The following is a 22,854-nucleotide window of genomic DNA, read 5'->3' on the forward strand; positions in this document are numbered from 1 at the left end:
CTTGGCCGCGAGCGATCGAGGGCGTACCGCACCCCCGCGGACCACAGCCGCCACCCCAGCTGAGTCCGCCACTCCCGCCGACCCCGCGATCGATCGAGGGCGCACCGCACCCCGCAGACCACATCCGCCACCCCGCGAACCAACGCTCGTCCTGGGCCACCCCCGAAACGAAGCGCCCGGCCCGACCTCGTAGACTCGATGGCCCTGCCCGGCGAGCCGCTCACCGCTCGCCAGCGCCCTCGCGTCGTGCCGTCTCGACCGGCCCCGCGCTCGCTGAACCACCGCCGCCCCGCCTGCCTGCATGTCCTCCCTGCGCCCGCTGCTTCGCCACCTCGCCGACGAGCCGACCGGGGCGCGGATCGCCCGGGACGGCGGGCGGGCCTTCGTGTCGACCTCGCTGCGGCCCTACGTGATCGCGGCCGCGCTGGATGGGGTCGACGGGGCGATCGGGCTCGGGCGGCCCGGGCTGGTGGTGGCCGGCGACGACAAGCAGGCTCGCGAGCTGGCCCGTGACCTGCGCGCCTGGCTGCACCCGCGACCGGTCCGCTTCTATCCCTCGCGCGGCGTCGCCTACGAGTCGCACCTGGCCCCGCCGCCGCACCTGGTCGGCCAGCGGGTCGCCGCCCTCGACGCGCTCCTGGCCCACGAGGACGGCAGCGCGACCGACGAGCCGCCGGTCGTCGTCGCCTCGGCCGTCGCGCTCTCGGAGACCGTCCCCGACCCGGCCCTGCGACCGCACGGCTTCGCGATCGAGGTCGGCGAGCTGCTCGACCTGGACGAGTGCGCTCGCGACCTGGTCAGCGCCGGCTACGAGCGGGTCGACCAGGTCGCCGACCGCGGCCAGTTCGCGATCCGCGGCGGCATCCTCGACGTCTTCCCCGGCACCGAGGACAACCCCGTCCGCGTCGACCTCTTCGACGTCGAAGTCGAGTCGATCCGGGCGTTCTCGGTCTTCACCCAGCGCTCGCTCGACGAGCTGCAGGAGGTCTTCGTCGCGCCCGCCGCGGAGCTGGCCGCCGAGTACCGCGAGTCGGCCGAGATCGCCGCGATGCTCGCCGACCGGAAGTCGCGCTCGGGGCCCGGCGGCGAGGACGCCGACCAGCGCGTCGACGTCGCCGAGCTGCTGCCCGTCGACCGCTTCGGTAGCTTCCTCGACCTGGTCCCCGCCGACGCGGTCGTGGTGCTGGCCGCCGACGAGGAGATCGAGCCGGCGCTGCGCGACCAGTGGGACGACGTCTGCGCGGCGTTCCACGACGAGGACGCCGGCCACCTCTACGTCAAGCCGGAGACGGTCCTGGGCGAGCTCGAGCGCCGGGCCGAGCTGCGGATCAACAGCCTGCTCCAGGACCAGGACCTGCAGCTGCACGCCCAGTCGGGCGACCTCTCGGCCCGGACGCTGACCGCCGCCGAGACGGAGCTGGAGAAGCTCCTGCGCTCCGGCTACCGGACCGTCGTCACCTGGCGCCGGCACGGCGACGGCGACCGCGCCGCCTACAACCTCAGCCGCGTCCGCGCCCAGTGGATCGGCGAGGCGGGGACCGAGCAGGGCGGTGCCCGCCGCGGGGGCGACCCGGCGGGATTCGACCCCTCGCGCGCGGGGTTCGTCGTCGCCGACCTGCGCTACGGCTTCATCGCGCCCGGCCTGCAGCTGGCCGTCCTGCCCGACCACCGGCTGCTGCGGCGGCGCAAGACCGAGCGCGACGACGAGCAGCGCCGCCGCTCGAGCCGCCGCGGCGCGCTGCGCAGCTTCGCCGACCTCCGGACCGGCGACCACGTCGTCCACGAGGACCACGGGATCGCCCGCTTCGACGGCTTCGACACCAAGACCGTCGCCGGCGTCACCCGCGACTACCTGAAGCTCCAGTACGCCGGCGAGGACAAGGTCTTCGTCCCCGTCGACCAGCTGGCCAAGATCACCCGCTACGTCTCCGGCGGCGGGGCCGGGCCGACGCTCTCGAAGCTCGGCGGCAAGGGCTGGGAGGCGATCAAGACCCGTGCCCGCAAGGCCGCCCACGAGATGGCCGGCGAGCTGCTGAACCTCTACGCCGAGCGCCGTCGTCGCCGTGGCCACGCGTTCCCGGCCGACGGCGAGCTGATCGAGGACTTCGAGGCCCGGTTCCCCTACAAGGAGACGGCCGATCAGCTGGACGCGATCGACGCCGTCAAGGCCGACATGGAGTCCGAGCGGCCGATGGACCGGCTGATCTGCGGCGACGTCGGCTTCGGCAAGACCGAGGTCGCGCTGCGGGCCGCGGTCAAGTCGGCCGCCGACGGCAAGCAGGTGCTGATCCTGGCCCCGACGACGATCCTTGCCCAGCAGCACTACGGGACCTTCGCCGAGCGCCTGCGCGACCTGCCGATCACCGTCGACCACGTCTCGCGCTTCCGCACCGCCGCCGAGCAGCGCGAGGTCGTCCAGGCGTTCAACGCCGGCCAGGTCGACGTCCTGATCGGCACCCACCGGATCCTCGGGCGCGACGTCCGCGGTAAGGACCTGGGCCTGATCGTCGTCGACGAGGAGCAGCGCTTCGGCGTCAAGCAGAAGGAGCTGCTGCGCCAGCTGAAGCTGAAGGTCGACGTGATCGCGATGTCGGCGACGCCGATCCCGCGCACGCTGCAGATGTCGCTGGCCGGCCTGCGCGACATCTCCACGATCGAGACGCCGCCCGAGGGCCGTCGCCCGGTCAAGACCTACGTCGGCGAGTACGACGACCAGCTGGTCCGCCAGTCGCTGCTGCGCGAGAAGGCCCGCGGCGGCCAGTCGTTCTTCCTCCACAACCGCGTCGAGACGATCGACGAGACCGCGGCCCGGCTGCGCGGGCTCTGCCCCGACCTGGACTTCGAGGTCGCCCACGGCCAGATGACCGACCAGCAGCTGGAGGACCACATGATGCGGTTCCTCCGCGGCGAGGCCGACGTGCTGGTGTCGACGTCGATCATCGAGTCCGGGATCGACATCCCGCAGGCCAACACCCTGATCGTCGACCGCTCCGACCTCTTCGGGCTCAGCCAGCTGTACCAGATCCGCGGCCGCGTCGGCCGCGGCAAGGAGCGCGGCTACGCCTACCTCCTGTACCCCTCGGCGGCGGCGCTGACCGAGGACGCGATGCACCGCCTGACCGCGCTCGCCGACCACACCGAGCTCGGCTCCGGGTTCCAGATCGCGATGCGCGACCTGGAGCTGCGCGGCGCCGGCAACCTGCTCGGCGACGAGCAGTCCGGCCACGTCGCGGCGCTCGGCTTCGAGCTCTACCTGTCGATGCTGGAGGAGGCCGTCGCCGAGCGCGAGGCGGCCGACGGCGGCGGCGACGACGCCGACGCGGACGAACGCGAGCCGGTCCGGCTCGACGCCCAGGTCACGGCCTACGTCCCGGCCGACTACGTGCCCTACGAGCAGGCCAAGGTCGAGGTCCACCGGCGGATCGCCGGCGCCCGCGACGTCGCCGAGCTGGAGGAGCTGCGGACCGAGCTGGAGGATCGCTTCGGCGCCCCGCCCGAGCCGCTCCAGAACCTGGTCGAGCTGCAGCGCGCGCGGATCCGCTTCGGCGAGGCCGGCTGCCGGGTGGTCTCGCTGCGCGGCACCAAGCTGACCGCGAGCCCGGTCGAGCTGGACGAGAGCGGGCTCGAGCGGCTGCGCGAGGAGTGGGGCGGTCGCGGCGGCGGCATGCGCTACGAGGGCGGTCGCTCGCAGATCTCGGTCGCCGTCCCGAAGGACGGGTTCCAGCGGCTCGAGGCGGTCGTCGCAGCCGCCGAGGCGGTGCGCGCGGCGGCCCTCAGCGTGGCGCCCGCGTAGCGTCGCGGCGCATCGGGCGAATCCCCAGTGCTGCTCGGCGGGGACGATTGTTTCTGATCCGCTACCGAGCGTAAAGACGCGCCTTATCCACGCCCGCTAGGCTCCCGCGGATGCTGCGCCACAATCGAACCTCGTTGGCCGTCTGCGCCGTCGGAATCCCGGTCGCCGTCGTGCTCGCCGGGTGCGGCGGCGGGCTGTCGGCCGATTCCGTCGCCAAGATCGACGGCAAGGACATCACGAAAGCCCAGTACGAGAAGAGCTTCAAGTACGCCACCTACAAGGCGAACACGGCTCAGGTCCTCGCGGGCAAGAACCCGAAGATGATCGTCCCGGACTCGCCGACCTTCAAGAACTGCATCGCGCAGCTGAAGGCCCAGACGCCGAAGCCGCCGAAGGGGCAGCCGGCGCCGAGTGACGCGCAGTTCAAGGCGAACTGCAAGAACGGCTACGACCAGATCAAGCAGATGGCGATCTTCGATCCGCTGCTGACCGAGGTGCTCCGCAAGGAGGCCGAGGACAACGACATCAAGATCTCGCAGGCCGAGCTGGACAAGGGCTGGGCCAACTACCTGGCGCAGCCGACCGCGATCGGCGGCAAGCAGAACCTCGCCAAGTTCACCAAGCTCACCGGCCTCGGGGTCGACGTCCTGAAGCAGGATCAGCGCAACCAGCTGATCCTCCAGAAGCTCCAGGCGAAGATCACCAAGGAGAAGGGCAAGGTCACGGACAAGGACGTCCAGGCCTACTACAACAAGAACAAGGCCCAGTTCACGCAGCCGGAGACCCGCGGCCTGCACGTCGTCCTGACGAAGACCGAGGCCAAGGCGAAGGCCGCCAAGGCGGAGCTCGACAAGGGCGCGAAGTTCGCGACCGTCGCCAAGAAGTACTCGGTCGACCAGGTCACCCGCAACGCCGGCGGCAAGCTCTCCGGCGTCGCCAAGGGCCAGCAGGAGCGCGGCCTCGAGACCGCCGCCTTCGGCGCCAAGAAGGACGAGCTGGTCGGCCCCGTGAAGACCGAGTCGGGCTGGTACATCGTCCGCGTCGACAACATCACGCCGGCCAAGGTCACGCCGTTCGACAAGGTCAAGGACCTGCTCAAGCAGCAGGTCACCGCCCAGAAGCAGCAGACGGCCTTCACCGACTGGCAGAAGCAGATCATCAAGGACTGGCAGGGCAAGACGGAGTGCCGCAAGGGCTACGTGGCCCAGTTCTGCAAGGGCTACAAGGAGCCCAAGCAGCCGACGACCGCGGCCGGCGCCGCGGGCGGTGGCCAGCAGGCCCCGGCGACCCCCGCCGGCTGACCCGCGCGACCCGCGCGGCCGGCTGACCCCGGCCGCACGGGTCGCTACCGTCCGGGGCGTGCCCCGCGACGAGATCACCCACGCCCTCGGCGCGCTCGACGACCTCACCCGCCGGCTGCGCGTCGAGTGCCCCTGGGACCGCGAGCAGGACGAGCGGACGATCGTCCCGCACACGCTCGAGGAGGCCTACGAGCTGGCCGACGCCGCCAACCAGGGCGACGACGGCAAGCTGCTCGACGAGCTGGGGGACGTGCTCTTCCAGGTCCACTTCCTCTCGCTGCTGCTCGAGGAGCGCGGCGCCGGCGACCTCGGCCAGGTCGCCGAGCACTGCCGCCAGAAGCTGATCAGCCGCCACCCGCACGTCTTCGGCGACGTCGAGGTCGCGGACGCCGGCGAGGTCCTGCGCAACTGGGACCGGCTCAAGCAGGACGAGCCCGGGCGCGAGCGCGGGATCTTCGGCGAGGTGCCGGACAACCTGCCGTCGCTGCTGTTCGCCCGCAAGGTCCAGCGGCGGGCGGCCTCGAGCGGCTTCGATCCGACCGACGTCGAGACGGCGCTGGACGCCGCCCGCGCGCAGCTCGACGCGCTCGCCGCGGCGCTGCGGCAGGGCGCCCGCCACGAGACCTTCGCGGCGCTCGGCGACGCCCTCTTCGCGGTCGTCAACGTCGCCCGCAAGGCGAAGGCCGATCCCGAGATCGCGCTCCGCTCCTCCAGCGCCCGGTTCCGCGAGCGGGTGCTGGTAGCCGAGCGGCTGGCCGCCGAGGAGGGCCTCCGCTGGACCGAGCTGCCCGAGGACGACCGGCTGGCCTACTACGCGCGGGCCGTGCTGGCCGAGCAGCAGGGCGGCGGCGACGTGGCCGCCGACTGAGCTCAGGCGGCGAGCCGCAGCGCCGCCGGTCGCGGCGCGGTGCGGGTCAGCAGCAGGTCGACCGTCCGCGAACCGGCGACGCCATCGGCCGGCAGCTCGTTGATCCGCTGGAAGTCGGCGACGGCGTCGGCCGTCGCACGGTCCCAGCGGCCGCTGACCGCGGTCAGGTCGAGCAGGCCGACGGCGACCAGCATCCGCTGGACGTCCACCGCCTGACCCACCGGGACGACGTCACCCGCTTCATCGGCCGCCCAGAGCACGGCGGCGGCCCGCCGCAGACCGGCAGCGAGCCCGCGGTCGCGACGAGGGAGATCGCGATCGGGCTGAGGGAGGAGCTGCAGGTGGCGGCGGGCGGTCAGGGTGGTCATCGTCTCGGTGGGTCGGTGTGGTGCGAGCATCCTGTCGTCCGCCGGCGCGGACGACCATGGGGGATTCCCCCCGATCGACCCCGGGGTTTGCCCCGGTTCGTCAGGAGGATCGCCTCGACGATGAGCTCCGTCGGTCGGAGGACGCGGGGAGCACGCTGAGCGCTCGCCGAGGGACACCGCGCCGGCTGCCGCTCTGCGGCAGACTTCCGGGCTCTATGAGCCAGATCGAGAGCGTCCACGGTCGTCAGATCCTCGACAGCCGGGGCAACCCGACGGTCGAGGTCGAGGTGACGCTGGCCTCCGGGGCCCGCGGCCGCGCCGCGGTGCCCTCGGGCGCGTCCACCGGCGAGTTCGAGGCGACCGAGCTGCGCGACGGCGGCGACGCCTACCTCGGCAAGGGCGTGACCCAGGCCGTCGCCAACGCAAACGGCGAGATCGCCGCGGCCGTCAAGGGCCGCGACGCCGACGACCAGGCCGGGCTCGACCAGGCGCTGATCGACCTCGACGGCACGCCGAACAAGTCGCGGCTGGGGGCGAACGCGATCCTCGGCGTCTCGCTCGCCGTCGCGCGCGCGGCCGCCGTCGACGCCGGGGTCCCGCTCTGGAAGCACCTGAAGGTCGACGCCGACGGCGCCGGCGTGACGCTGCCCGTTCCGATGATGAACGTGCTCAACGGCGGGTCGCACGCCGACAACTCGGTCGACTTCCAGGAGTTCATGATCGTCCCGTTCGGGTTCGAGACGTTCTCCGAGGGCCTGCGCGTCGGCGCCGAGATCTTCCACCACCTCAAGGCGCTGCTGCACGGCCGCGGCCTGGCGACGTCGGTCGGCGACGAGGGCGGCTTCGCGCCGGACCTGTCGTCCAACGAGGAGGCGCTCCAGGTCCTCGTCGACGGGATCGAGAAGGCCGGCTACCGCCCCGGCGAGCAGGTCGGGATCGCGCTCGACCCCGCCACCTCGGAGATCTTCGAGGGCGGGAGCTACGTGCTGCAGCACGAGAACCGCTCGCTGAGCGCCCAGGAGCTCGCCGCGTACTGGGCCGACAAGGCCGGCAAGTACCCGATCCTCTCGATCGAGGACGGCATGGACGAGGAGGACTGGGCCGGCTGGAAGACGCTGACCGAGACCCTCGGCGACACGGTCCAGCTGGTCGGCGACGACCTCTTCGTCACCAACCCGGAGCGGCTGAAGCGCGGCATCGACAGCGGCACGGCGAACTCGATCCTGATCAAGGTCAACCAGATCGGCACGCTGACCGAGACCCTCGAGGCGATCCGGATGGCCCGTGCCGCCGGCTACACCGCCGTCATGTCGCACCGCTCGGGCGAGACCGAGGACACGACGATCGCCGACCTGGCCGTCGCCACCGGCTGCGGCCAGATCAAGACCGGCGCCCCGTCGCGCTCCGATCGCGTCGCCAAGTACAACCAGCTGCTGCGGATCGAGGAGGCGCTCGGCGCCGCCGCGATCTACCCGGGGCGCTCGGTGTTCCGGGCGGCTTGACGCGCGCGTAGACGCTGCGGATCGCGGGTCGGGCGACACGTACCTCGCATCCACCCGGGGGGGATAGCCTGCCGGGCATGGCCGACGAGGCGCGTGTGCCCGACGACGAGCCGGCGCCGCCGCCCGCGGTGCCGGCGGCCGGGTCGCTCGCGCTGCGCGCCTCCGACCGCGAGCGGGAGCGGGCCGCGGAGCTGCTGCGGCACGCGATGGGCGAGGGACGCCTGACCGTCGACGAGCTCGACGAGCGCCTGACGTCGGCCTTCGGCGCGCGCACGCGCGTCGAGCTGGAGCGGCTGCTGGCCGACGTCCTGGTCCCGGCGGACGGCCCGCACCCGCTCGACGTGGCGCCCAGCACTCGCAGCCCGCTGCCGGTCCGACCGGGGGCGCAGGACGAGCACATCCGGATCTGGGCGGTGATGGGCGGCAGCGACCGCTCGGGACGCTGGCGGGTCCCGCGGCGGGTGAGCGTGGTCAACGTGATGGGCGGCAGCGACCTGGACCTGAGCGAGGCCGAGCTTGCCGGTCACGTGGTCGAGATCACGGTGGTCTCGATCATGGGCGGCAGCAACATCCGGATCCCCGAGGGCGTCAACGTGGAGGTCTCGGAGACCTCGATCATGGGCGGCAACGACGTCCACCAGGCGGCCGCGCCCGCCTCGCCCGAGGCCCCGACGGTGCGCCTGCGGCTGATCTCGATCATGAGTGGCAACAGCGTCCGCCGCGGTCGCAGGAAGCGCCGCCGGCGGGGTCGCGAGATCGAGCGCGGGGACGACGAGCGACGGCTCGGATCGTGAGCCCGCGGCGACCTCGGGCGCGGCGATCGCGAACGCCTGCTCGCCGCTGACACGGCCTGAAACGCCAGTGGGGAACGGGTGTTCGCGTCCCGTGCAAGGGATCTTGCACCCCGTCCGGCGCCCTCGCTGCAAGCCGCCGTGCGTCGCGAGGAGCCGGTCGCGCCGGGGCGAACACCCGGGGCGTGAGCAGCGCCACGACCACCGCCCCCCGCAGCCGGTCCGCCGGTCGCGGCCCCTCGCGCTCCGCGAGCGGCCGTCGGCCGAGCCCGTCCCGCTCCGCCGGGGTCGAGCTGGCGTGGCCCCGCATCCGACGAGCCGCCCTCGTGCTGGTGCTGATCCTGCTGGCGTCCAGCTACGTACGACCGGTCCTGGACTGGTTCGGCGCACGTGACGACGCCGCGCAGCAGTCGCACCAGCTGCAGCAGCTGACCCGCACCGAGAACCGCCTGAAGGCCGAGAAGGCGCGGTTGACCACCGAGCGCGGCCTGGCCGTCTCGGCGCGGAACCTCGGCATGGTGCGCGAGGGCGAGCGGGTCTACGTCGTGAGCGGGCTGCCGAAGGACTGACGCGGACGACCGCCGACCGTCAGGCGACCGGGAGACCGGTCGCGGGCGGGCGGCGAGCGCTGCGTCGACGCCGGCGCGCGGGCGTGGGGTCGGTCGGGAGGATCGACCACGACGCCGTGCGGCCGGAACCGGCTGGGGCTGGCGGGCCGCGGGAGGCGGCCCGCTAGCCTCACCCGAGCGATGCGGGTGATGCTGGCGATCGATCAGTGGCGGGCCGGGGATCGGTACCTCGCCGGACTGGAGGGCCTCGTGGCGCAGCGCGCGCTGCTGGTGGCCGAGGAGACCTACGACGAGCTGCGGCGACGGCTCGGCGGGGCGTTCACCGTCGACGAGCTGGTGGCGCTCTACGAGTCCGGCACCAGCTGGGGCCTGGACCTGGCGGCGCGGCTGGTGCCCGAGGACCCCGACGCCTGGGACCCGCGGATCGTCGACGCGGCGTTCCACCGCTACCTGGGGCAGGCCCAGGACTGGGGTGGGGGACGGCTGAAGGTGCGCGGCGACGAGTGAGGCCGCGCTCCGCCGGCCACAGGCCGGCGGCGTCGCTCAGGGGCGCCGACGACCGTCGGCGCCGCCCGGGCTACTCGTCGTCGCCGGCGTCGGCGGACTCGCCGGCGCGACGGATGATGATCTGGTCGGCCTCGATCGTGACCTCGATCGGGCGATGGCCGGCCCAGTGCTCGGCGTAGATGCCGGAGTCGGCGACGGCCGGGTCGAGCCACAGCCCGTAGCCCTCCTCGCCGTGGTCGAACGTGCCCTCGAAGGCGTTCGTCGACGAGCCACCGCGACGGCGGCGGCGACCACCGCGACGGCGGCGCTTGGGCTTGCCGTCCTCGTCCTCGTCCTCGTCGTCCTCGTCCTCGCCGGCAGCGGCGCGGGCGGCCTTCTCGGCGGCGCGGGCGGCGGCCTTCTCGGCCTCCTCGGCGGCCTTGCGCTCCTCCTCGGCCTTGCGCTCGGCCTCGGCGGCCTCGAGCTCGGCGGCGATCTGCGCGTCGTCCTCGGCCCGCAGGTCGACGTCCTCGGGAGCGACGACCGCCAGCGGATCGTCGGGAGCGGCGGCGGCCAGCTCGTTCTCCGCCTTGAACGCGGCGATCTGCTGTCCGGTGACCTCCAGCTGGTGCGCGATCCAGGCGTCGGTGCGACCCTGGCGCACCCACGTACGGATCTGGTTCAGGTGGGGTCGAAGCGATCGGCGAGCCATGGTACGCAGGCAAATCTAGCGTCGATCCACCCTCCCGCGCGTGGCGGTCCGCTCGCGGCCCGGACGCGAGGGTCCGCGCGGCGAGCGAGCCGGGCGTCGCTGCGGCGACGTACTCGCGCGCGAGAAGCCACGCCGCGGCGTGGACGCCGGCGTCCGTCGTCGGCCCGGGACGCGCCCCCGGCAGCGGGATGTCGCGCCGCGCTGCGGATCAGGCGAAGACGAGGCTCAGGACCCGGAACATGACCAGGGTGACCAGCACCGCGGTCAGGATCAGGACCGAGACCAGGGCCAGGTAGCGCAGCGTGCGGCGGCGCTTGACCTGGTCGAAGCGGCGCTCTGCCTCGCGTCGCTGGGCCGCGCGCAGCGTCTTGTCGCGCTGACGCTGGGCGAGCTCCGTCTCCCGCGCGAGGCGGCGCTCCAGCTCGTCGAGCGAGCCACGGGAACGTGGGCGGGGCGAGGTCACCGAGGGCAGCGTAGAGCATCTCGACACCCCCTCAGCACGCCGACCAGAGCCCGCTTCCGCGTCGACGGGCCCGTCGCTGCAGCCGTTCCAGCGTCGCCGCGGTGCTCCCGTTGGGGGCGATCGTGAGGACCCGCGCGTAGCCCTCGGCGACCAACCGCTCGCTGACGCTGCGCTGCCAGCCGTCCGGCACGACGGCCGCCAGCAGCCGGCCGTAGGGGTCGATCGACTGACGGTCGAACCGCAGCCGCACCCGCCGTCCCGCGACCCAGCGGTGGTTGGCCCGCGAGGCGGCGGGACCGAAGCACTGGACCGGCTTGCGGGGGTGGACCGACTCGGGCGCGTCGACCCCGAGGTAGCGGATCGTGACCTGGGCGCGACCCCGCCGATCGCCGAACGCGACCCGCACGGTGTCGCCGTCGAGGACCTCGGTCACGCGCGCCCTCGCCCCGGCGCGCGAGAGCGCCGCGACCGCGCGCCCCGGCCCGGCGGCGACCACGGGGCCCGGCGCGGGGGCGAGTCGGATCGACGCCCAGCCGCCGGCCGCGGCGGCGACCAGCAGCAGCGGCAGCGGCAGCGCGCCGACCGCCTGCGCGACGCGGCTCGCGACCGGGGCGGGAGGGTGGGGCATCGTCCCGGTCTAGCGCGCAACGGCCCGTCCTCGGCCGGGCGGCACGCGATCGGCACGGAATGGTCGCGAGGCCGTACCACAACGGATGAGTCCCGTCACGCCGGGTCCTAGTACCATGCGGCGCCTCCGGCACGGCTTGCCGCCCGTCGTGCCGCCGCCCCCCGGAGCGATCCGGGGCCGGACGGGCTGGTCCCGCCGGGCGGGTGGGATCGCGTGCCGTCGCGTGGCACGAGACGAGATCGCACATCACCGGGCGACCGGGATCGAACACCAACTCCGAAGGAACGACATGGCTGTCCAGACCGCATCGTCGATCGACCGCGTGACCGAGCTGCTCGGCGACGAGGCCGAGTCCCTCCTGGGCCACCGGTCCACCACCGTCGACGCCTCGACGCTGCACCTTCCCGGCCCCGACTTCGTCGACCGGATCTACGCGCAGACCGACCGCAACAACCAGGTCCTGCGCAACCTCCAGGGCCTCTTCGACCACGGTCGCCTGGGCGGCACGGGCTACGTCTCGATCCTGCCGGTCGACCAGGGCATCGAGCACTCCGCCGGCGCCAGCTTCGCGCCCAACCCGCGCTACTTCGATCCCGAGAACATCGTCGAGCTGGCGCACGAGGGCGGCTGCAACGCCGTCGCATCGACGCTCGGCGTCCTCGGTGCCGTGAGCCGCAAGTGGGCCCACAAGATCCCCTTCATCGTCAAGATCAACCACAACGAGCTGCTGCGCCTGCCGAACCAGTTCGACCAGGTCGAGTTCTCCTCGGTCAAGCGCGCCTGGGAGCTGGGCGCCACCGGCGTCGGCGCCACGATCTACTTCGGCAGCGAGCAGTCGACCCGCCAGCTGGTCGAGATCGCGCGCGCGTTCGAGGAGGCCCACCGCCTCGGCATGTACACGGTGCTGTGGTGCTACCTGCGCAACTCGGGCTTCAAGAAGGACGGGGTCGACTACCACGTCGCCGCCGACCTGACCGCGCAGGCCAACCACCTCGGCGTCACGATCGAGGCGGACATCATCAAGCAGAAGCTGCCCGAGAACAACGGCGGCTACACCGCGATCGGCGGCGGCTACGGCAAGACCCACAAGCTGGTCTACGAGCAGCTGACCACCGATCACCCGATCGACCTGACCCGCTACCAGGTCCTCAACTGCTACTCCGGCCGCGCCGGCCTGATCAACTCTGGCGGTGCCTCGTCGGGCGCCAGCGACCTGGCCGAGGCGGTCAAGACCGCGGTCATCAACAAGCGCGCGGGCGGCACCGGCCTGATCTCCGGCCGCAAGGCGTTCCAGCGTCCGGTCGAGGAGGGCGTCGCGCTCCTCAACGCGATCCAGGACGTCTACCTGGACCCGCAGATCACGATCGCCTGAGGTCGAATCGACCGGCCGGAGGCCCTCGGCGGCGGCGCTGCCGAGGGCGCGGGCGACGGTTCGTCGCCAACCGGCCACGCACTCCGCGCCAGCCGTCCTACAATCGGTGTGATGGCGGGCGCGGCAGAGCTCTTCACGGTGTGCCGCAGCTGCGGGCAGCAGGTCTCGACCTTCGTGACCGAATGCCCGTACTGCGGGACCCGGCTGCGCCGTCGTGCCCCGCGACTGGAGCGCAAGGACGGCGATCTCGAGGCGCTGCTGCGCGAGCCGGCGATCGACGAGCCGGAGATGCCGGCCGATCCCGACGACGACGTCGTGGTGCCGCTGCGCAAGCTCCGCCGGCGGCCGAAGGCGGGCCCCTCGGGCCGCTCACGGGTGCCGAAGCGGGGCCGCCGGCCGCAGCGCCGGACCCGCGCCCACGACGCGATCGTCGACCGGCGTCCGTGGGTCACGATCGTCCTGGTCGCGATCTCGCTGATCGGCGTCCCGACGCTGAGGATCGTCGGCCGCGAGGACCTGCTGCTGTTCCCCGGCCTCGGCGACCTGGAGCCCTGGCGCTACGCCACGGCCCCGTTCGCCTACGTCGACACCTGGCACGCGCTGGCGGTGATCGGGACCTTCGGGATCTTCGGCTGGCTGTGGGAGCGCCGCGCCGGGCTGGTCGGCAGCGTCGTCGTGCTGCTGAGCTTCCTGGTCGCTGGCGTCGGCGGGCTGGCGCTCGCCGCCCAGGCCGACGGGGCCGAGATCTACGCCGGTGCCGGCGGCGCGGCGACGGCGCTGGCGACCGCCTGGATCGTCGCCGAGCTGCGCGCCCGTCAGCGCAAGGACGCGCTCGACGGCGACCTGCTGGGCGCGGCCACGATGCTGGTCGTGACGCTCGCCGCCTGCGGCGTCGCGATCGCCGGGGCGCCGCTGGCGGCCGTGATCGGCGTCGTCCTCGGCGTGCCGGTCGGCCTGGCGCTCGCCGCGGCGCGCAAGTAGCGGCACCCGCGGCGGGCCGGCGAATCGCCTTCTCGGTGGGCGGTTCGGGGTGAGGTGGCGATCGGGCGTCGCCGGGCCGTCACCTCGACGTCTCGTCGCGGGTGCTCCGCGAGACGACGATCCTGCGGGCGGTGCGCCTCGTATCCACCCGCAGGTGGACGGCACACCCGTATGCTCAACCTGGTGCCCGACGCTCCCTACACCGCGGACGAGGTCGACGCCGCCGTGCGCGCGATCAGCGACCCGCAGCGACTGCGGCGAGCCGAGCAGATCGTCACCCATGCGGTCCCCGGCCTGCAGCGGATCATCGACGGCGCGCTGCAGGACGGCGGCTGGTTCAGCCAGGGCCACGAGCAACAGGTCGAGTCCGCCGCCGCCGAGCCCGATCCGGAGCAGCGGACCGCCCGCCTGCACCAGCTGCTGGCCGACGAGTCGCGGTTGGCGATGCTGGTCGGGGTGACCGTCGGCTTCGAGCTCGCCAGCGAGCTGGCCCGTCAGCGCACCGCCCCATCCGCCAACGACCCCTCCGACGAGGAACCGCGCCCATGACCAAGCTCACCTTCCTCGGCCAGTCCGCCGTCCTGCTGGAGGCCGGCGGCACGTCGGTCCTGGTCGATCCGTTCCTGACCGGCAACCCGAAGGCCGTCACCCCGGCCGACGAGCTGTCGCCGGACGTGATCGTCCTGAGCCACGGCCACGGCGACCACTACGGCGACGCGGTGCCGATCGCCAAGCGGACGGGCGCCAAGGTGATCGCGATCGTCGAGATCGCCAACGAGCTGGCCGAGCAGGGCCTGGACGTCGCCGATCCGAACCTGGGCGGCACCGTCGCCTTCGACGGCGGCTGGGTGCGGCTGGTCCCGGCCTGGCACACGAACACGACGCCGAGCGGCACCGTCGCCGTGGCGGCCGGGCTGGTGCTGAACGTCGGCGACCGCACGATCTACCACCTGGGCGACACCGCGCTCTTCAGCGACCTGGCGCTGCCGGGGCGCCGCGACAGCCTCGACGCGGCGCTGATCCCGATCGGCGGCCACTACACGATGGATCGCCACGACGCCGTCGAAGCGGCCCGCCTGGTCGGCGCGCCGATCGTCGTCCCGGTCCACTACGACACCTTCCCGCCGATCGAGACCGACGCCCAGGCCTACAAGCAGGACGTCGAGGCGGCGGGCATCGCCCGCGTCGAGGTCCTGGCCCCGGGCACCTCGATCGAGATCTAGGCCCGACCGCCCGAACGAGCACGGAGACGACGAGATGGCAGTCGCAACGGCGATCGTGCTGGTCCAGGCCAACCGGGTCGCGCTCGGCGACCTCGGCGAGCGGCTGGCCGAGGTCGACGGGGTCGGCGAGGCCTACTCGGTGACCGGCGACTGGGACTTCGTGGCGATCGTCCGCGTGCCCCAGCACGAGCAGCTGGCCGAGGTCGTCACCGGACGGATCTCGAAGCTCGAGGGCGTCGAGCGGACCCAGACGCTGGTCGCGTTCGAGGCATTCAGCCGCCACGATCTCGACGCGCTCTTCGACGTCGGCGGCTGACCGCGGCGGCACCGCGCCAGGCCGCGCCCCGGCGCCGGCCCGGCCGGGCGGTCGGTACCCTCGCCTGCGTGCCGATCGCCCGTCCCGAGTTCGGACCGTCCCTGGTCGACGTCGTCGCGCCGCGGGCGCGGCGGGTCTCGCGGCGGTCGTGGATCGTGGCCGGCACCCTGGTCGCGCTGCTGCTGGCGGCGATCGCCGCGGTCCTGATCGCCCGCTCCCGGCCCGAGACGCAGGTGATCATCCGCGGGCCGCTGACCTTCAACACCCGCTTCGACGACCGCACGCAGCGGCTGCCGGCCGAGCCCGGCGAGCTGCTGCGGCTGCACGTCTCGGCCGTCCAGGGCGCCGGCGGGGCCCTCAAGCGCGGCGAGGAGACCCTGGTCTTCCGCGACGGCGGCCCGCCGCCGACCCGCTCCGAGCCGGCCGGCGCGCCGATCGCTCAGCTGAGCCTGCGGATGGTCGGCATCATGCGCAAGGTCCGTGCCGAGCTCGCGGCGATCCCCGGATCCGACTTCCAGCTGCGCGGCGAGGGTCGCGTCAAGATCGGCAAGGACAACGCCGGCTGGCTGGTGCGCTACCAGTACCGCAGCGGTCCCGCCAACCAGAAGCGGATCTACTACGGCGTGCGGCTGCTGCTGCTGCCCGACGTGATCGGCACGCGCGAGCGGGTGCTCGACATGTCGCTGCGGACCGAGAGCTCGCCGGTGGTGCCGAACATCCGCCTGGCCGGCTCGAACGGGCCGATGCGGACGCCCTTCTACGGGATCGCGTTCGGCACCGAGGCGCCGTAGGGGCGCTGGCGCTCGCGGTCGGCTGACCCGCTCAGCGGCCGGTGCGGGGCGCGACGGCGATCCGGAAGCTGGCGGCGCGGCGGCTGAGCCGCAGCGTCGCGCGGGGGCGGGAGCGCGCGGCGCGGCGCGGTCGCGCCTGCAGCTCCGGCGCGGCCAGCTGACCGCTGGCCCCCGGGGTCGGCGTCGGGGCGGGCGTGGCGCCGGTGCCGGTCGTGCTGGCGCCGGTGCCGGTCGTCGCCTCGGCCGGCGGCGCGGTCGTGGTCGTGCCGGGCTTCTTCTTCGGCGGCTTCGGCGTCGCCGGCTTGGTCGTCACCGTCGGCAGGGTCACGGTCTGCTCGCCGCTGTCGACCGGCGGCGGCGCCGTGGTGGTGGTCGGCGCGGTGGTGGTGCCGATGGTGGTCGGCGGGGTCGTGATCGCGGTCGTCGTGGCGGCGGTCGTCGTCGTCGCGGTGGTCGTCGTGGCGGTCGTCGTCGTCGTCGTGCCGCGGGCCGCGGCGGCGTCGCCGGTGACGGTGGCGGCGGCCGCCAGCACCGCGTCCGAGGGCGTCGCCGCGGGCGACCGCCGGTGGGTCGTCGTCGCCGGGGTCGTCGGCACGTGGACGGCGGGCAACGCGGCCGGAGCCTGGGCCCGGACCGGGGCCTCGACCTGGATCGCGGCCGAGGTCTGGCTGAGGTTGCGGGCGTGGTCGACCTCGACCGCGCCGGCGGTCACGAGCGCGGCCGCGGCCAGGCCGGCGGCGGTCTTGGTCGCGAGCGCCGAGACGCCGGTGGTGATCAGGCCGCCGGTGACCGAGCCCGCGGCCGCCCCGCCGACCGCGGCCCCGCCGGACGCGCCGGCGCCGGCGGTGAGGTGGGCCAGCAGCTTCTTGGCGAGGACCAGCGGGCCGATCGGGAAGATCGCCTGCAGCGCGCGGTTGTTCGCCTTCAGGTGGGTCTGGAAGGCGGAGCAGCGGTCGCACTCCTTGAGGTGCCGGCGGACCGGCGGGCTGATCCGGCGCAGCGACTCGGCGACCTCGCCGAGCTCGTCGCGGACCTCCTCGCAGGTCAGGTTGCGGGCCTCGGACGCCTCGGCCAGCGCGACGCGGGCGCGGACCAGCAGCGACTTGACGCTGGGCACCGTGGTGTCCATCGCCTCGGCGATCTGGTCGTAGGCGAGGGCGTCGATCTCGCGCAGCAGCAGCGCGGTCCGCTGCGTCTCGGGCAGCGCCCGGACGTCGCCGAGCAGCTCGCGGAACTCCTCGCGGCGGTGGGCGGTGTCGGCGGCCGAGATGCCGTTGTCGGCGATCCGGTCGTCCATCGTGTCGACGCCGATCGGCTGGATCTTCCGCAGGTGGTTGAGGCACCGGTTGCGGGCGATCCGGTAGAGCCAGGGGCGGACGTTGATCGCCCGGTCGTCGCCGATGATCGCGTTGAAGGCGTTGGCGAAGACCTCCTGCAGGACGTCCTCGGCGTCCTCGCGGCTGCCGAGCATGTGGCGGCAGAACGCCAGCAGACGCGACTGGTAGCGCTGGACCAGGACCTCGTACGCCGACTGGTTGCCGCGACGCGTCAGCGCGACGAGCCGCTCGTCGCCCTGCAGGCGCAGCAGCGTCGAGGGGCCGCGCAGGGCTGGGGCGGTATCGAGGGCGGAGACTTCCACGATCAATCGGGGGATCGCCGGGGTTCCCGGGGGTCCGCGGGGTCGTAACACGCCACCTCGGCGAAGGTTGCGGTCGGCGCGGACGCCGCAGGCGATCGTCCACCACTGCCGGCCGCTCGCGGCGCCGAACTGGCCACGACCCGTCGTTGCACTACGGTAGCGACTCGTGAGCGAGCCCACGAAGGTCGCCGTGCGGCTGCAACCGCGCGGCGGCCGCGACGCGATCCTCGGCTGGCGCGAGGACCGGCTGCTGGTGCGGGTCTCGGCGCCGCCGGTCGACGGGCGCGCGAACGTCGCCCTCTGCAAGCTGCTGGCGCGGCAGCTCGGCGTCGCCCGCGGCCGCGTCGAGCTGCTCCAGGGCCACCAGTCGCGCGACAAGCTGGTCGCGATCGAGGGGCTCGATCCGGCGGCGGTCGCCGCGGCGCTGCCCCCGCGCGAGGCGTAGACGATCGAACGGGAGTTCGATCGCGCGCCGGCGATCCTGGGACAATCGGTCCGTGCCCCGGCGCCCGCTGCACGAGCTCTACCGTCGTCTCGGCGCCCGCTATCCGTTCGTCGCGGTGCTGCTCGTGGTGGCCCAGGCGCACGTGGTCGTGCTCTGCGGCCTGCTGGTGCTGGCGCGCTACGTGAGCCTGTCGCTCGCGGACTGGCTGATCATCTTCGCCGTCGCCCAGGGCTTCACGCTGGTCGAGAACGTGGCCGTGCTGCGCGCGTCGCGGTCGACGCTGGACGTCACGGCACGCTGGCACGCGGCCGACGAGCACGCCGAGCAGGACGCGATCGCGGCCTGGCGCGCGCTGACCGGGATGCCGCTGCGGATGGTGGCGGCCGGCGCCGCGATCCGGACGCTGATCTGGGCGACGCTGACGATCGTCGTGATCTGCTGGGTCGCGGGCCTGCCGGCGTTCCCCGGCGGCTTCGCGCTCGGCCTGGCGGCGACGGTCGTGATCAGCGCCGGCATCCTCGTGCGCTTCCTCGAGCTGGAGCTGGTCCTGCGCCCGGTGGTCGAGGCGATCACGCCCGACCTGCCCGACACCGCGTACCTGGACGCGACGCTCTCGCTGCGCTGGCGGCTGCTGGTCGGCGTCCCGCTGATCACCGTCGTGACGGGCGGGATCGTCGCCGGGTTCAGCAGCGGCGACGCCGGGCTTTCGGCCTTCGGGCTCGGGGTGGCGGTGGCGCTGGCGGCGAGCGCGACGATCGCGCTCGGGCTCTCGTCGCTGCTGGCCCGCAGCTTCATCGCGCCGATCCGGGCCCTGCAGGAGACGACCGAGCGGGTCGCGGCGGGTGACCTGCGGACCCGCGCCCCGGTCCTCGGCGGCGACGAGATCGGGCGGCTGGCGCGCTCGTTCAACGTCGCGCTGGAGGGCCTGCGCGAGCGCGATCGGCTGCACGAGGCGCTCGACGCCTACGTCGACCCGGTCGTCGCCGAGCGGCTGCTGGACGAGGGCCCGCGGCTCGAGGGCGAGCTGCGCGAGGTGACCGTCGCCTTCATCGACATCCGCGGCTTCACGGCCTTCGCCGAGCAGGCGACCGCGCACGAGGTCTTCTCGCTCCTGAACGAGTTCTACGGGGTCGTCGTGCCGGTGCTGGAGCGCTACGGCGGCAGCGCCAACGCCTTCCAGGGGGACGGGCTGCTGGCCGTCTTCGGAGCGCCGGTGGCGCTGACCGACCATGCCGACGCGGCCGTCACCGCCGCGATCGAGGTCGCCCGCGCGGTCCGCCAGCGGTTCGGGCAGCGGCTCCAGGTCGGGATCGGCGTCAACAGCGGGACGGTCGTCGCCGGCACGATCGGCGGCGGCAACCGGGTCACGTTCACCGTCATCGGCGACGCGGTCAACACCGCCCACCGGGTCGAGGCGATCACCCGTCAGACCGGCGACGTGGTCCTGTTCACCGAGGAGACCCGTCGTCGCCTGCGGCGCGACCACGGCACGATCTCGGGCCGGCCGCCGGCGCCGGTCAGGGGCAAGCGCACCGCGGTCCGGCTGCACGCCCCGATGCTGGCGGGCCGGGTCGAGGAGGGCATCGGCGAGCTGGAGCAGCGGCTGGGGGAGCTCGCGCACGAGCGCGACGCCGGGCCCGGCGTCGGCGCGTAGGACGGCCCCGGCCGGTCGCCCCTGGCTCCCACCGCACCCCCGCGGATAGGGTCGCCCCATGACGAACGACGCGACCTCCGGCGGCGAGCCGGAGCGCTTCCACGGCGGCCGGCTGATCGCGCGCCGGTTGAAGGCGAGCGGGATCGACACGCTCTTCACGCTCTCGGGCGGGCACCTGTTCTCGATCTACGACGGCTGCCGCAGCGAGGGCATCCGGCTGGTCGACACCCGCCACGAGCAGACCGCCGCGTTCGCCGCCGAGGGCTGGTCCAAGGTCACCCGCACGCCCGGCGTTGCGGCGCTGACCGCCGGTCCCGGGATCACCAACGGGATGAGCGCGATGGGCTCGGCCCAGGAGAACCAGTCGCCGCTGGTGGTGCTCGGCGGCCGCGCGCCGGCGCTGCGGTGGGGGATGGGCTCGCTGCAGGAGATGGACCACGTCCCGTTCGTGCGCCCGCTGACCCGCTTCGCCGCCACCGCCGAGGCACCGGGCGAGATCCCGGGGCTGGTCGACGACGCGCTGCAGGCCGCCTGCGGGGCGCCGTCGGGGGCAACCTTCGTCGATTTCCCGATGGACCACGTCTTCAGCGAGGCCGAGGATCCGGGGACGCCGGGCGCGCTGGCGGGAACGCCCTACGGCGGCGCGGGGGCCGAGGCGACCGGCCCGGCGCCCGACGGGGCGGCGCTGGACCGCGCGGTGGCGCTGCTGCGCGACGCCGAGCGGCCGGTGATCATGGCCGGCACCAACGTCTGGTGGGGCCACGGCGAGGTCGCGCTGCTGCGGCTGGCCGAGACGCTGCGGATCCCGGTCTTCATGAACGGGATGGCCCGCGGCGTGGTCCCGGCCGACCACGAGCTGGCGTTCGCGCGCACGCGCGGGAAGGCCCTCGGCGGCGCCGACGTGGCGGTGGTGGTCGGGGTGCCGATGGACTTCCGGCTCGGGTTCGGGGCGGCGTTCGGGCCCGAGACCGAGCTGATCGTCGTCGACCGGATCGAGCCCGAGCGCGACCACCCGCGGCCGGTGGCGGCCGAGCTGTACGGCGGGCTGCCGGCGATCCTCGACGCGCTGGCCGGGGCGGGGGATCCGACGGTCGGCGGGCGCGTGGCGGCGCGCGCGGCCTGGATCGACGGGCTGCGGGCCGACGAGACGGAGAAGCGCGCCGGCGAGCGCGCCGAGCTGGCGGACGAGCGGGCGCCGCTGCACCCGATGCGGCTGTACGGCGAGCTGGCCCAGATGCTCGACCGGGACGCGATCGTGGTGATCGACGGCGGCGACTTCGGCAGCTACGCCGGGCGCGTGATCGACAGCTTCGTGCCTGGCGCGTGGCTCGATCCCGGGCCGTTCGGCTGCCTGGGGTCGGGGCCGGGCTACGCGCTGGCGGCGAAGCTGGCGCACCCCGACCGGCAGGTCGTGCTGCTGCAGGGCGACGGCGCGTTCGGCTTCAGCGGGATGGAGTACGACACGCTCGCGCGGCACGGCGTCAACGTCGTCTCGGTGATGGGCAACAACGGGATCTGGGCGCTGGAGAAGCACCCGATGGAGTTCCTCTACGGGTACTCGGTCGTCGCCGACCTGCGGCCGGGCACGCGCTACGACCAGGTGGTGCAGGCGCTCGGCGGCCACGGCGAGCTGGTCGAGCGGCCCGAGCAGCTGCGGCCGGCGCTGGAGCGCGCGTTCGCGTCCGGCCTGCCGTCGCTGGTCAACGTGCTGACCGATCCGGCGGTCGCCTACCCGCGCAAGTCGAACCTGGCCTGAGGACGGCGCGCCACGGGCCGGCGCCGCGCGCCGTCGCCGTCGAAGCCGGGCTCAGAGGTCGCCGGTCGCGGCGGCGATCACCGCGCCGCGCAGGATGTCGTGCTCGGAGACCTCGCAGGCGCGCGCGTCGAACAGCCGCAGGGCGTTGGACAGCAGCACGCAGCCGGCGACGATCGTGGGGGCGCGGTCGGGCTGCAGGCCGGCGACGCGGCGGCGCTCGGACTCCTCCATCTGGGCCAGGCGGGCGAGCAGCTGCTCGATCTCGGCCAGCGTCAGGCGGTAGCCGTGGACGCGGTCGGGGTCGTAGGGGTCCAGCTCCTGGGCCATCGCCGCGCACGAGGTGGCGGTGCCGGCGACGGCGATCACGCTGTCGACGCCGGCACGGACCTCGTCGGGGACGGCCTCGGCGAAGATCGTGCGGACGTCGTCGGCCATCTCGATCAGCTCGTCGTTGTGGGGCGGGTCGTGCTCGACGTGGCGCTCGCTCTGGCGGACGACGCCGGCCTGGACCGAGACGCTGAAGTCGACCTCGCGGCCGCGGCCGACCACGAACTCGGTGCTGCCGCCGCCGACGTCGACGACGGCGATCCGCTCGTCGCTCGGCTCGCGGCCGCTGGTGGCGCCGAGGAAGGTCAGGGCGGCCTCCTGCTCGCCGGGGATCGTGCGGGCGTCGATCCCGAACTCGTCGCGGACGCGGGCGGTGAACTCGGGCCCGTTGTCGGCGTCGCGGACGGCGCTGGTCAGGACGCCGACGGCGCGCTCGACGTGGTGGTCGTCGAGCAGCCGGCGGACGACCATCAGCTCGTCGGTGACCCGGGTGATCGCGACCGGGTCCAGGCTGCCGGTGCGGTCGACGCCCTGGCCCAGGCGGGTGACGGTGGCGCGCCGCTCCAGCTCGGTCAGCCGCCCCTCGTCGTCCAGGTCGGCGATCAGCAGGCGGGTGGAGTTCGACCCCAGGTCGACGGCGGCCAAGCGCATGGGCCCAGGCTATCCGCAGCGGGCCGGCCGGTCGGGCCGGGCGCGGCGGATGGGCGGCGGCCGACCCGGCGACGCAGGTGGACGGCGTACCGACGACGGGCGTCGCGGAATCCGGTCAGGTGCAGGCGTTCGTCGGCGGTGCGCCGGCCCCCACCGACTCGGGGTGTTTCGTGTCCCGGCGCCACGGAGGCGGCCGGTACTGGCGGTAGGGTGTGCAG

At 73.8% G+C, this 22,854-nt stretch carries 22 protein-coding genes; 16 read left to right on the forward strand and 6 right to left on the reverse strand.

Annotation, left to right across the window (positions count from 1 at the left end; genetic code table 11):
• Positions 1 to 301: 301 nt before the first annotated feature.
• The 3 genes from mfd to mazG all read left to right on the forward strand — a co-directional run bounded on the left by mfd (position 302) and on the right by mazG (position 5,962).
• A complete protein-coding gene (mfd, locus tag PAI11_RS20740) occupies positions 302 to 3,793 on the forward strand; it encodes a transcription-repair coupling factor (RefSeq protein WP_007578391.1) in 3,492 nt (1,163 codons plus the stop codon).
• A 110-nt stretch (positions 3,794 to 3,903) separates the two neighbouring features.
• Positions 3,904 to 5,094, forward strand: a complete 1,191-nt coding sequence (locus PAI11_RS20745; RefSeq protein ID WP_007578392.1) for a peptidyl-prolyl cis-trans isomerase — start codon at positions 3,904 to 3,906, stop codon at positions 5,092 to 5,094.
• Between the two features lie 58 nt (positions 5,095 to 5,152).
• Positions 5,153 to 5,962, forward strand: coding sequence for a nucleoside triphosphate pyrophosphohydrolase (gene mazG / locus PAI11_RS20750; RefSeq protein WP_007578393.1), 810 nt, complete (start codon positions 5,153 to 5,155; stop codon positions 5,960 to 5,962).
• Between the two features lie 2 nt (positions 5,963 to 5,964).
• Here the strand turns inward: mazG and PAI11_RS20755 are convergent, their stop codons facing one another.
• On the reverse strand, positions 5,965 to 6,330 hold the full coding sequence (locus PAI11_RS20755; protein WP_040601224.1) for a peptidoglycan-binding domain-containing protein: 366 nt from the start codon (positions 6,328 to 6,330) through the stop codon (positions 5,965 to 5,967).
• A 215-nt stretch (positions 6,331 to 6,545) separates the two neighbouring features.
• Here PAI11_RS20755 and eno point away from each other — a divergent pair, with 215 nt between their 5' ends.
• The 4 genes from eno (at position 6,546) to PAI11_RS20775 (ending at position 9,699) form a co-directional block, all read left to right on the forward strand.
• The gene (gene eno / locus PAI11_RS20760; protein ID WP_007578395.1) at positions 6,546 to 7,832 is read left to right on the forward strand and encodes a phosphopyruvate hydratase; all 1,287 of its coding nucleotides are present in this window, start codon (positions 6,546 to 6,548) and stop codon (positions 7,830 to 7,832) included.
• A gap of 77 nt (positions 7,833 to 7,909) precedes the next feature.
• Positions 7,910 to 8,626, forward strand: a complete 717-nt coding sequence (locus PAI11_RS20765; RefSeq protein WP_007578396.1) for a DUF1707 SHOCT-like domain-containing protein — start codon at positions 7,910 to 7,912, stop codon at positions 8,624 to 8,626.
• Positions 8,627 to 8,949: 323 nt separating this feature from the next.
• Positions 8,950 to 9,192 carry an FtsB family cell division protein gene (locus tag PAI11_RS27585; protein WP_007578397.1) on the forward strand — a complete coding sequence of 81 codons (243 nt, stop codon included), beginning with the start codon at positions 8,950 to 8,952 and terminating at the stop codon, positions 9,190 to 9,192.
• 180 nt (positions 9,193 to 9,372) lie between these two features.
• Positions 9,373 to 9,699, forward strand: coding sequence for a hypothetical protein (locus PAI11_RS20775; protein WP_007578400.1), 327 nt, complete (start codon positions 9,373 to 9,375; stop codon positions 9,697 to 9,699).
• 70 nt (positions 9,700 to 9,769) lie between these two features.
• Here PAI11_RS20775 and PAI11_RS20780 read toward each other — a convergent pair whose 3' ends face one another.
• The 3 genes from PAI11_RS20780 to PAI11_RS24900 all read right to left on the reverse strand — a co-directional run bounded on the left by PAI11_RS20780 (position 9,770) and on the right by PAI11_RS24900 (position 11,481).
• Positions 9,770 to 10,390, reverse strand: a complete 621-nt coding sequence (locus PAI11_RS20780) for a hypothetical protein (protein WP_007578402.1) — start codon at positions 10,388 to 10,390, stop codon at positions 9,770 to 9,772.
• 208 nt (positions 10,391 to 10,598) lie between these two features.
• Positions 10,599 to 10,853, reverse strand: coding sequence for a hypothetical protein (locus tag PAI11_RS20785; RefSeq protein WP_007578404.1), 255 nt, complete (start codon positions 10,851 to 10,853; stop codon positions 10,599 to 10,601).
• A 31-nt stretch (positions 10,854 to 10,884) separates the two neighbouring features.
• Complete coding sequence (locus PAI11_RS24900) at positions 10,885 to 11,481, reverse strand: thermonuclease family protein (protein WP_007578405.1); 597 nt, start codon at positions 11,479 to 11,481, stop codon at positions 10,885 to 10,887.
• 289 nt (positions 11,482 to 11,770) lie between these two features.
• Here PAI11_RS24900 and PAI11_RS20795 point away from each other — a divergent pair, with 289 nt between their 5' ends.
• From PAI11_RS20795 to PAI11_RS20820, 6 genes are all read left to right on the forward strand, one after another.
• Complete coding sequence (locus PAI11_RS20795; RefSeq protein WP_007578407.1) at positions 11,771 to 12,853, forward strand: class I fructose-bisphosphate aldolase; 1,083 nt, start codon at positions 11,771 to 11,773, stop codon at positions 12,851 to 12,853.
• Positions 12,854 to 12,964: 111 nt separating this feature from the next.
• Complete coding sequence (locus tag PAI11_RS20800; protein ID WP_040601226.1) at positions 12,965 to 13,834, forward strand: rhomboid family intramembrane serine protease; 870 nt, start codon at positions 12,965 to 12,967, stop codon at positions 13,832 to 13,834.
• A 183-nt stretch (positions 13,835 to 14,017) separates the two neighbouring features.
• A complete protein-coding gene (locus tag PAI11_RS20805) occupies positions 14,018 to 14,383 on the forward strand; it encodes a hypothetical protein (RefSeq protein WP_138974459.1) in 366 nt (121 codons plus the stop codon).
• A complete protein-coding gene (locus PAI11_RS20810; RefSeq protein WP_007578412.1) occupies positions 14,380 to 15,057 on the forward strand; it encodes a metal-dependent hydrolase in 678 nt (225 codons plus the stop codon). The genes PAI11_RS20805 and PAI11_RS20810 overlap by 4 nt, the downstream gene beginning before the upstream one ends.
• Before the next feature lie 34 nt (positions 15,058 to 15,091).
• A complete protein-coding gene (locus PAI11_RS20815) occupies positions 15,092 to 15,373 on the forward strand; it encodes an Lrp/AsnC family transcriptional regulator (RefSeq protein WP_007578414.1) in 282 nt (93 codons plus the stop codon).
• 68 nt (positions 15,374 to 15,441) lie between these two features.
• On the forward strand, positions 15,442 to 16,164 hold the full coding sequence (locus PAI11_RS20820; protein WP_007578416.1) for a hypothetical protein: 723 nt from the start codon (positions 15,442 to 15,444) through the stop codon (positions 16,162 to 16,164).
• A 31-nt stretch (positions 16,165 to 16,195) separates the two neighbouring features.
• Here the strand turns inward: PAI11_RS20820 and PAI11_RS24905 are convergent, their stop codons facing one another.
• Positions 16,196 to 17,803, reverse strand: coding sequence for an RNA polymerase sigma factor (locus PAI11_RS24905; protein WP_007578418.1), 1,608 nt, complete (start codon positions 17,801 to 17,803; stop codon positions 16,196 to 16,198).
• 166 nt (positions 17,804 to 17,969) lie between these two features.
• Between PAI11_RS24905 and PAI11_RS20830 the strand changes: the two genes are divergently transcribed.
• The 3 genes from PAI11_RS20830 to PAI11_RS20840 are packed head-to-tail and all read left to right on the forward strand — an operon-like array spanning position 17,970 to position 21,658.
• Positions 17,970 to 18,248 (forward strand): DUF167 domain-containing protein, encoded by a 279-nt coding sequence (locus tag PAI11_RS20830; RefSeq protein WP_007578421.1) that lies wholly within the window; start codon positions 17,970 to 17,972, stop codon positions 18,246 to 18,248.
• A 52-nt stretch (positions 18,249 to 18,300) separates the two neighbouring features.
• A complete protein-coding gene (locus tag PAI11_RS20835) occupies positions 18,301 to 19,902 on the forward strand; it encodes an adenylate/guanylate cyclase domain-containing protein (RefSeq protein ID WP_007578423.1) in 1,602 nt (533 codons plus the stop codon).
• Positions 19,903 to 19,960: 58 nt separating this feature from the next.
• A complete protein-coding gene (locus tag PAI11_RS20840; RefSeq protein WP_007578426.1) occupies positions 19,961 to 21,658 on the forward strand; it encodes an acetolactate synthase in 1,698 nt (565 codons plus the stop codon).
• A 51-nt stretch (positions 21,659 to 21,709) separates the two neighbouring features.
• Here PAI11_RS20840 and PAI11_RS20845 read toward each other — a convergent pair whose 3' ends face one another.
• Positions 21,710 to 22,636, reverse strand: a complete 927-nt coding sequence (locus PAI11_RS20845) for a Ppx/GppA phosphatase family protein (RefSeq protein WP_007578428.1) — start codon at positions 22,634 to 22,636, stop codon at positions 21,710 to 21,712.
• Positions 22,637 to 22,854 lie beyond the last annotated feature (218 nt).

This window comes from Patulibacter medicamentivorans (assembly GCF_000240225.1).
In the GTDB taxonomy this organism is placed as follows: Bacteria; Actinomycetota; Thermoleophilia; order Solirubrobacterales; family Solirubrobacteraceae; genus Patulibacter; species Patulibacter medicamentivorans.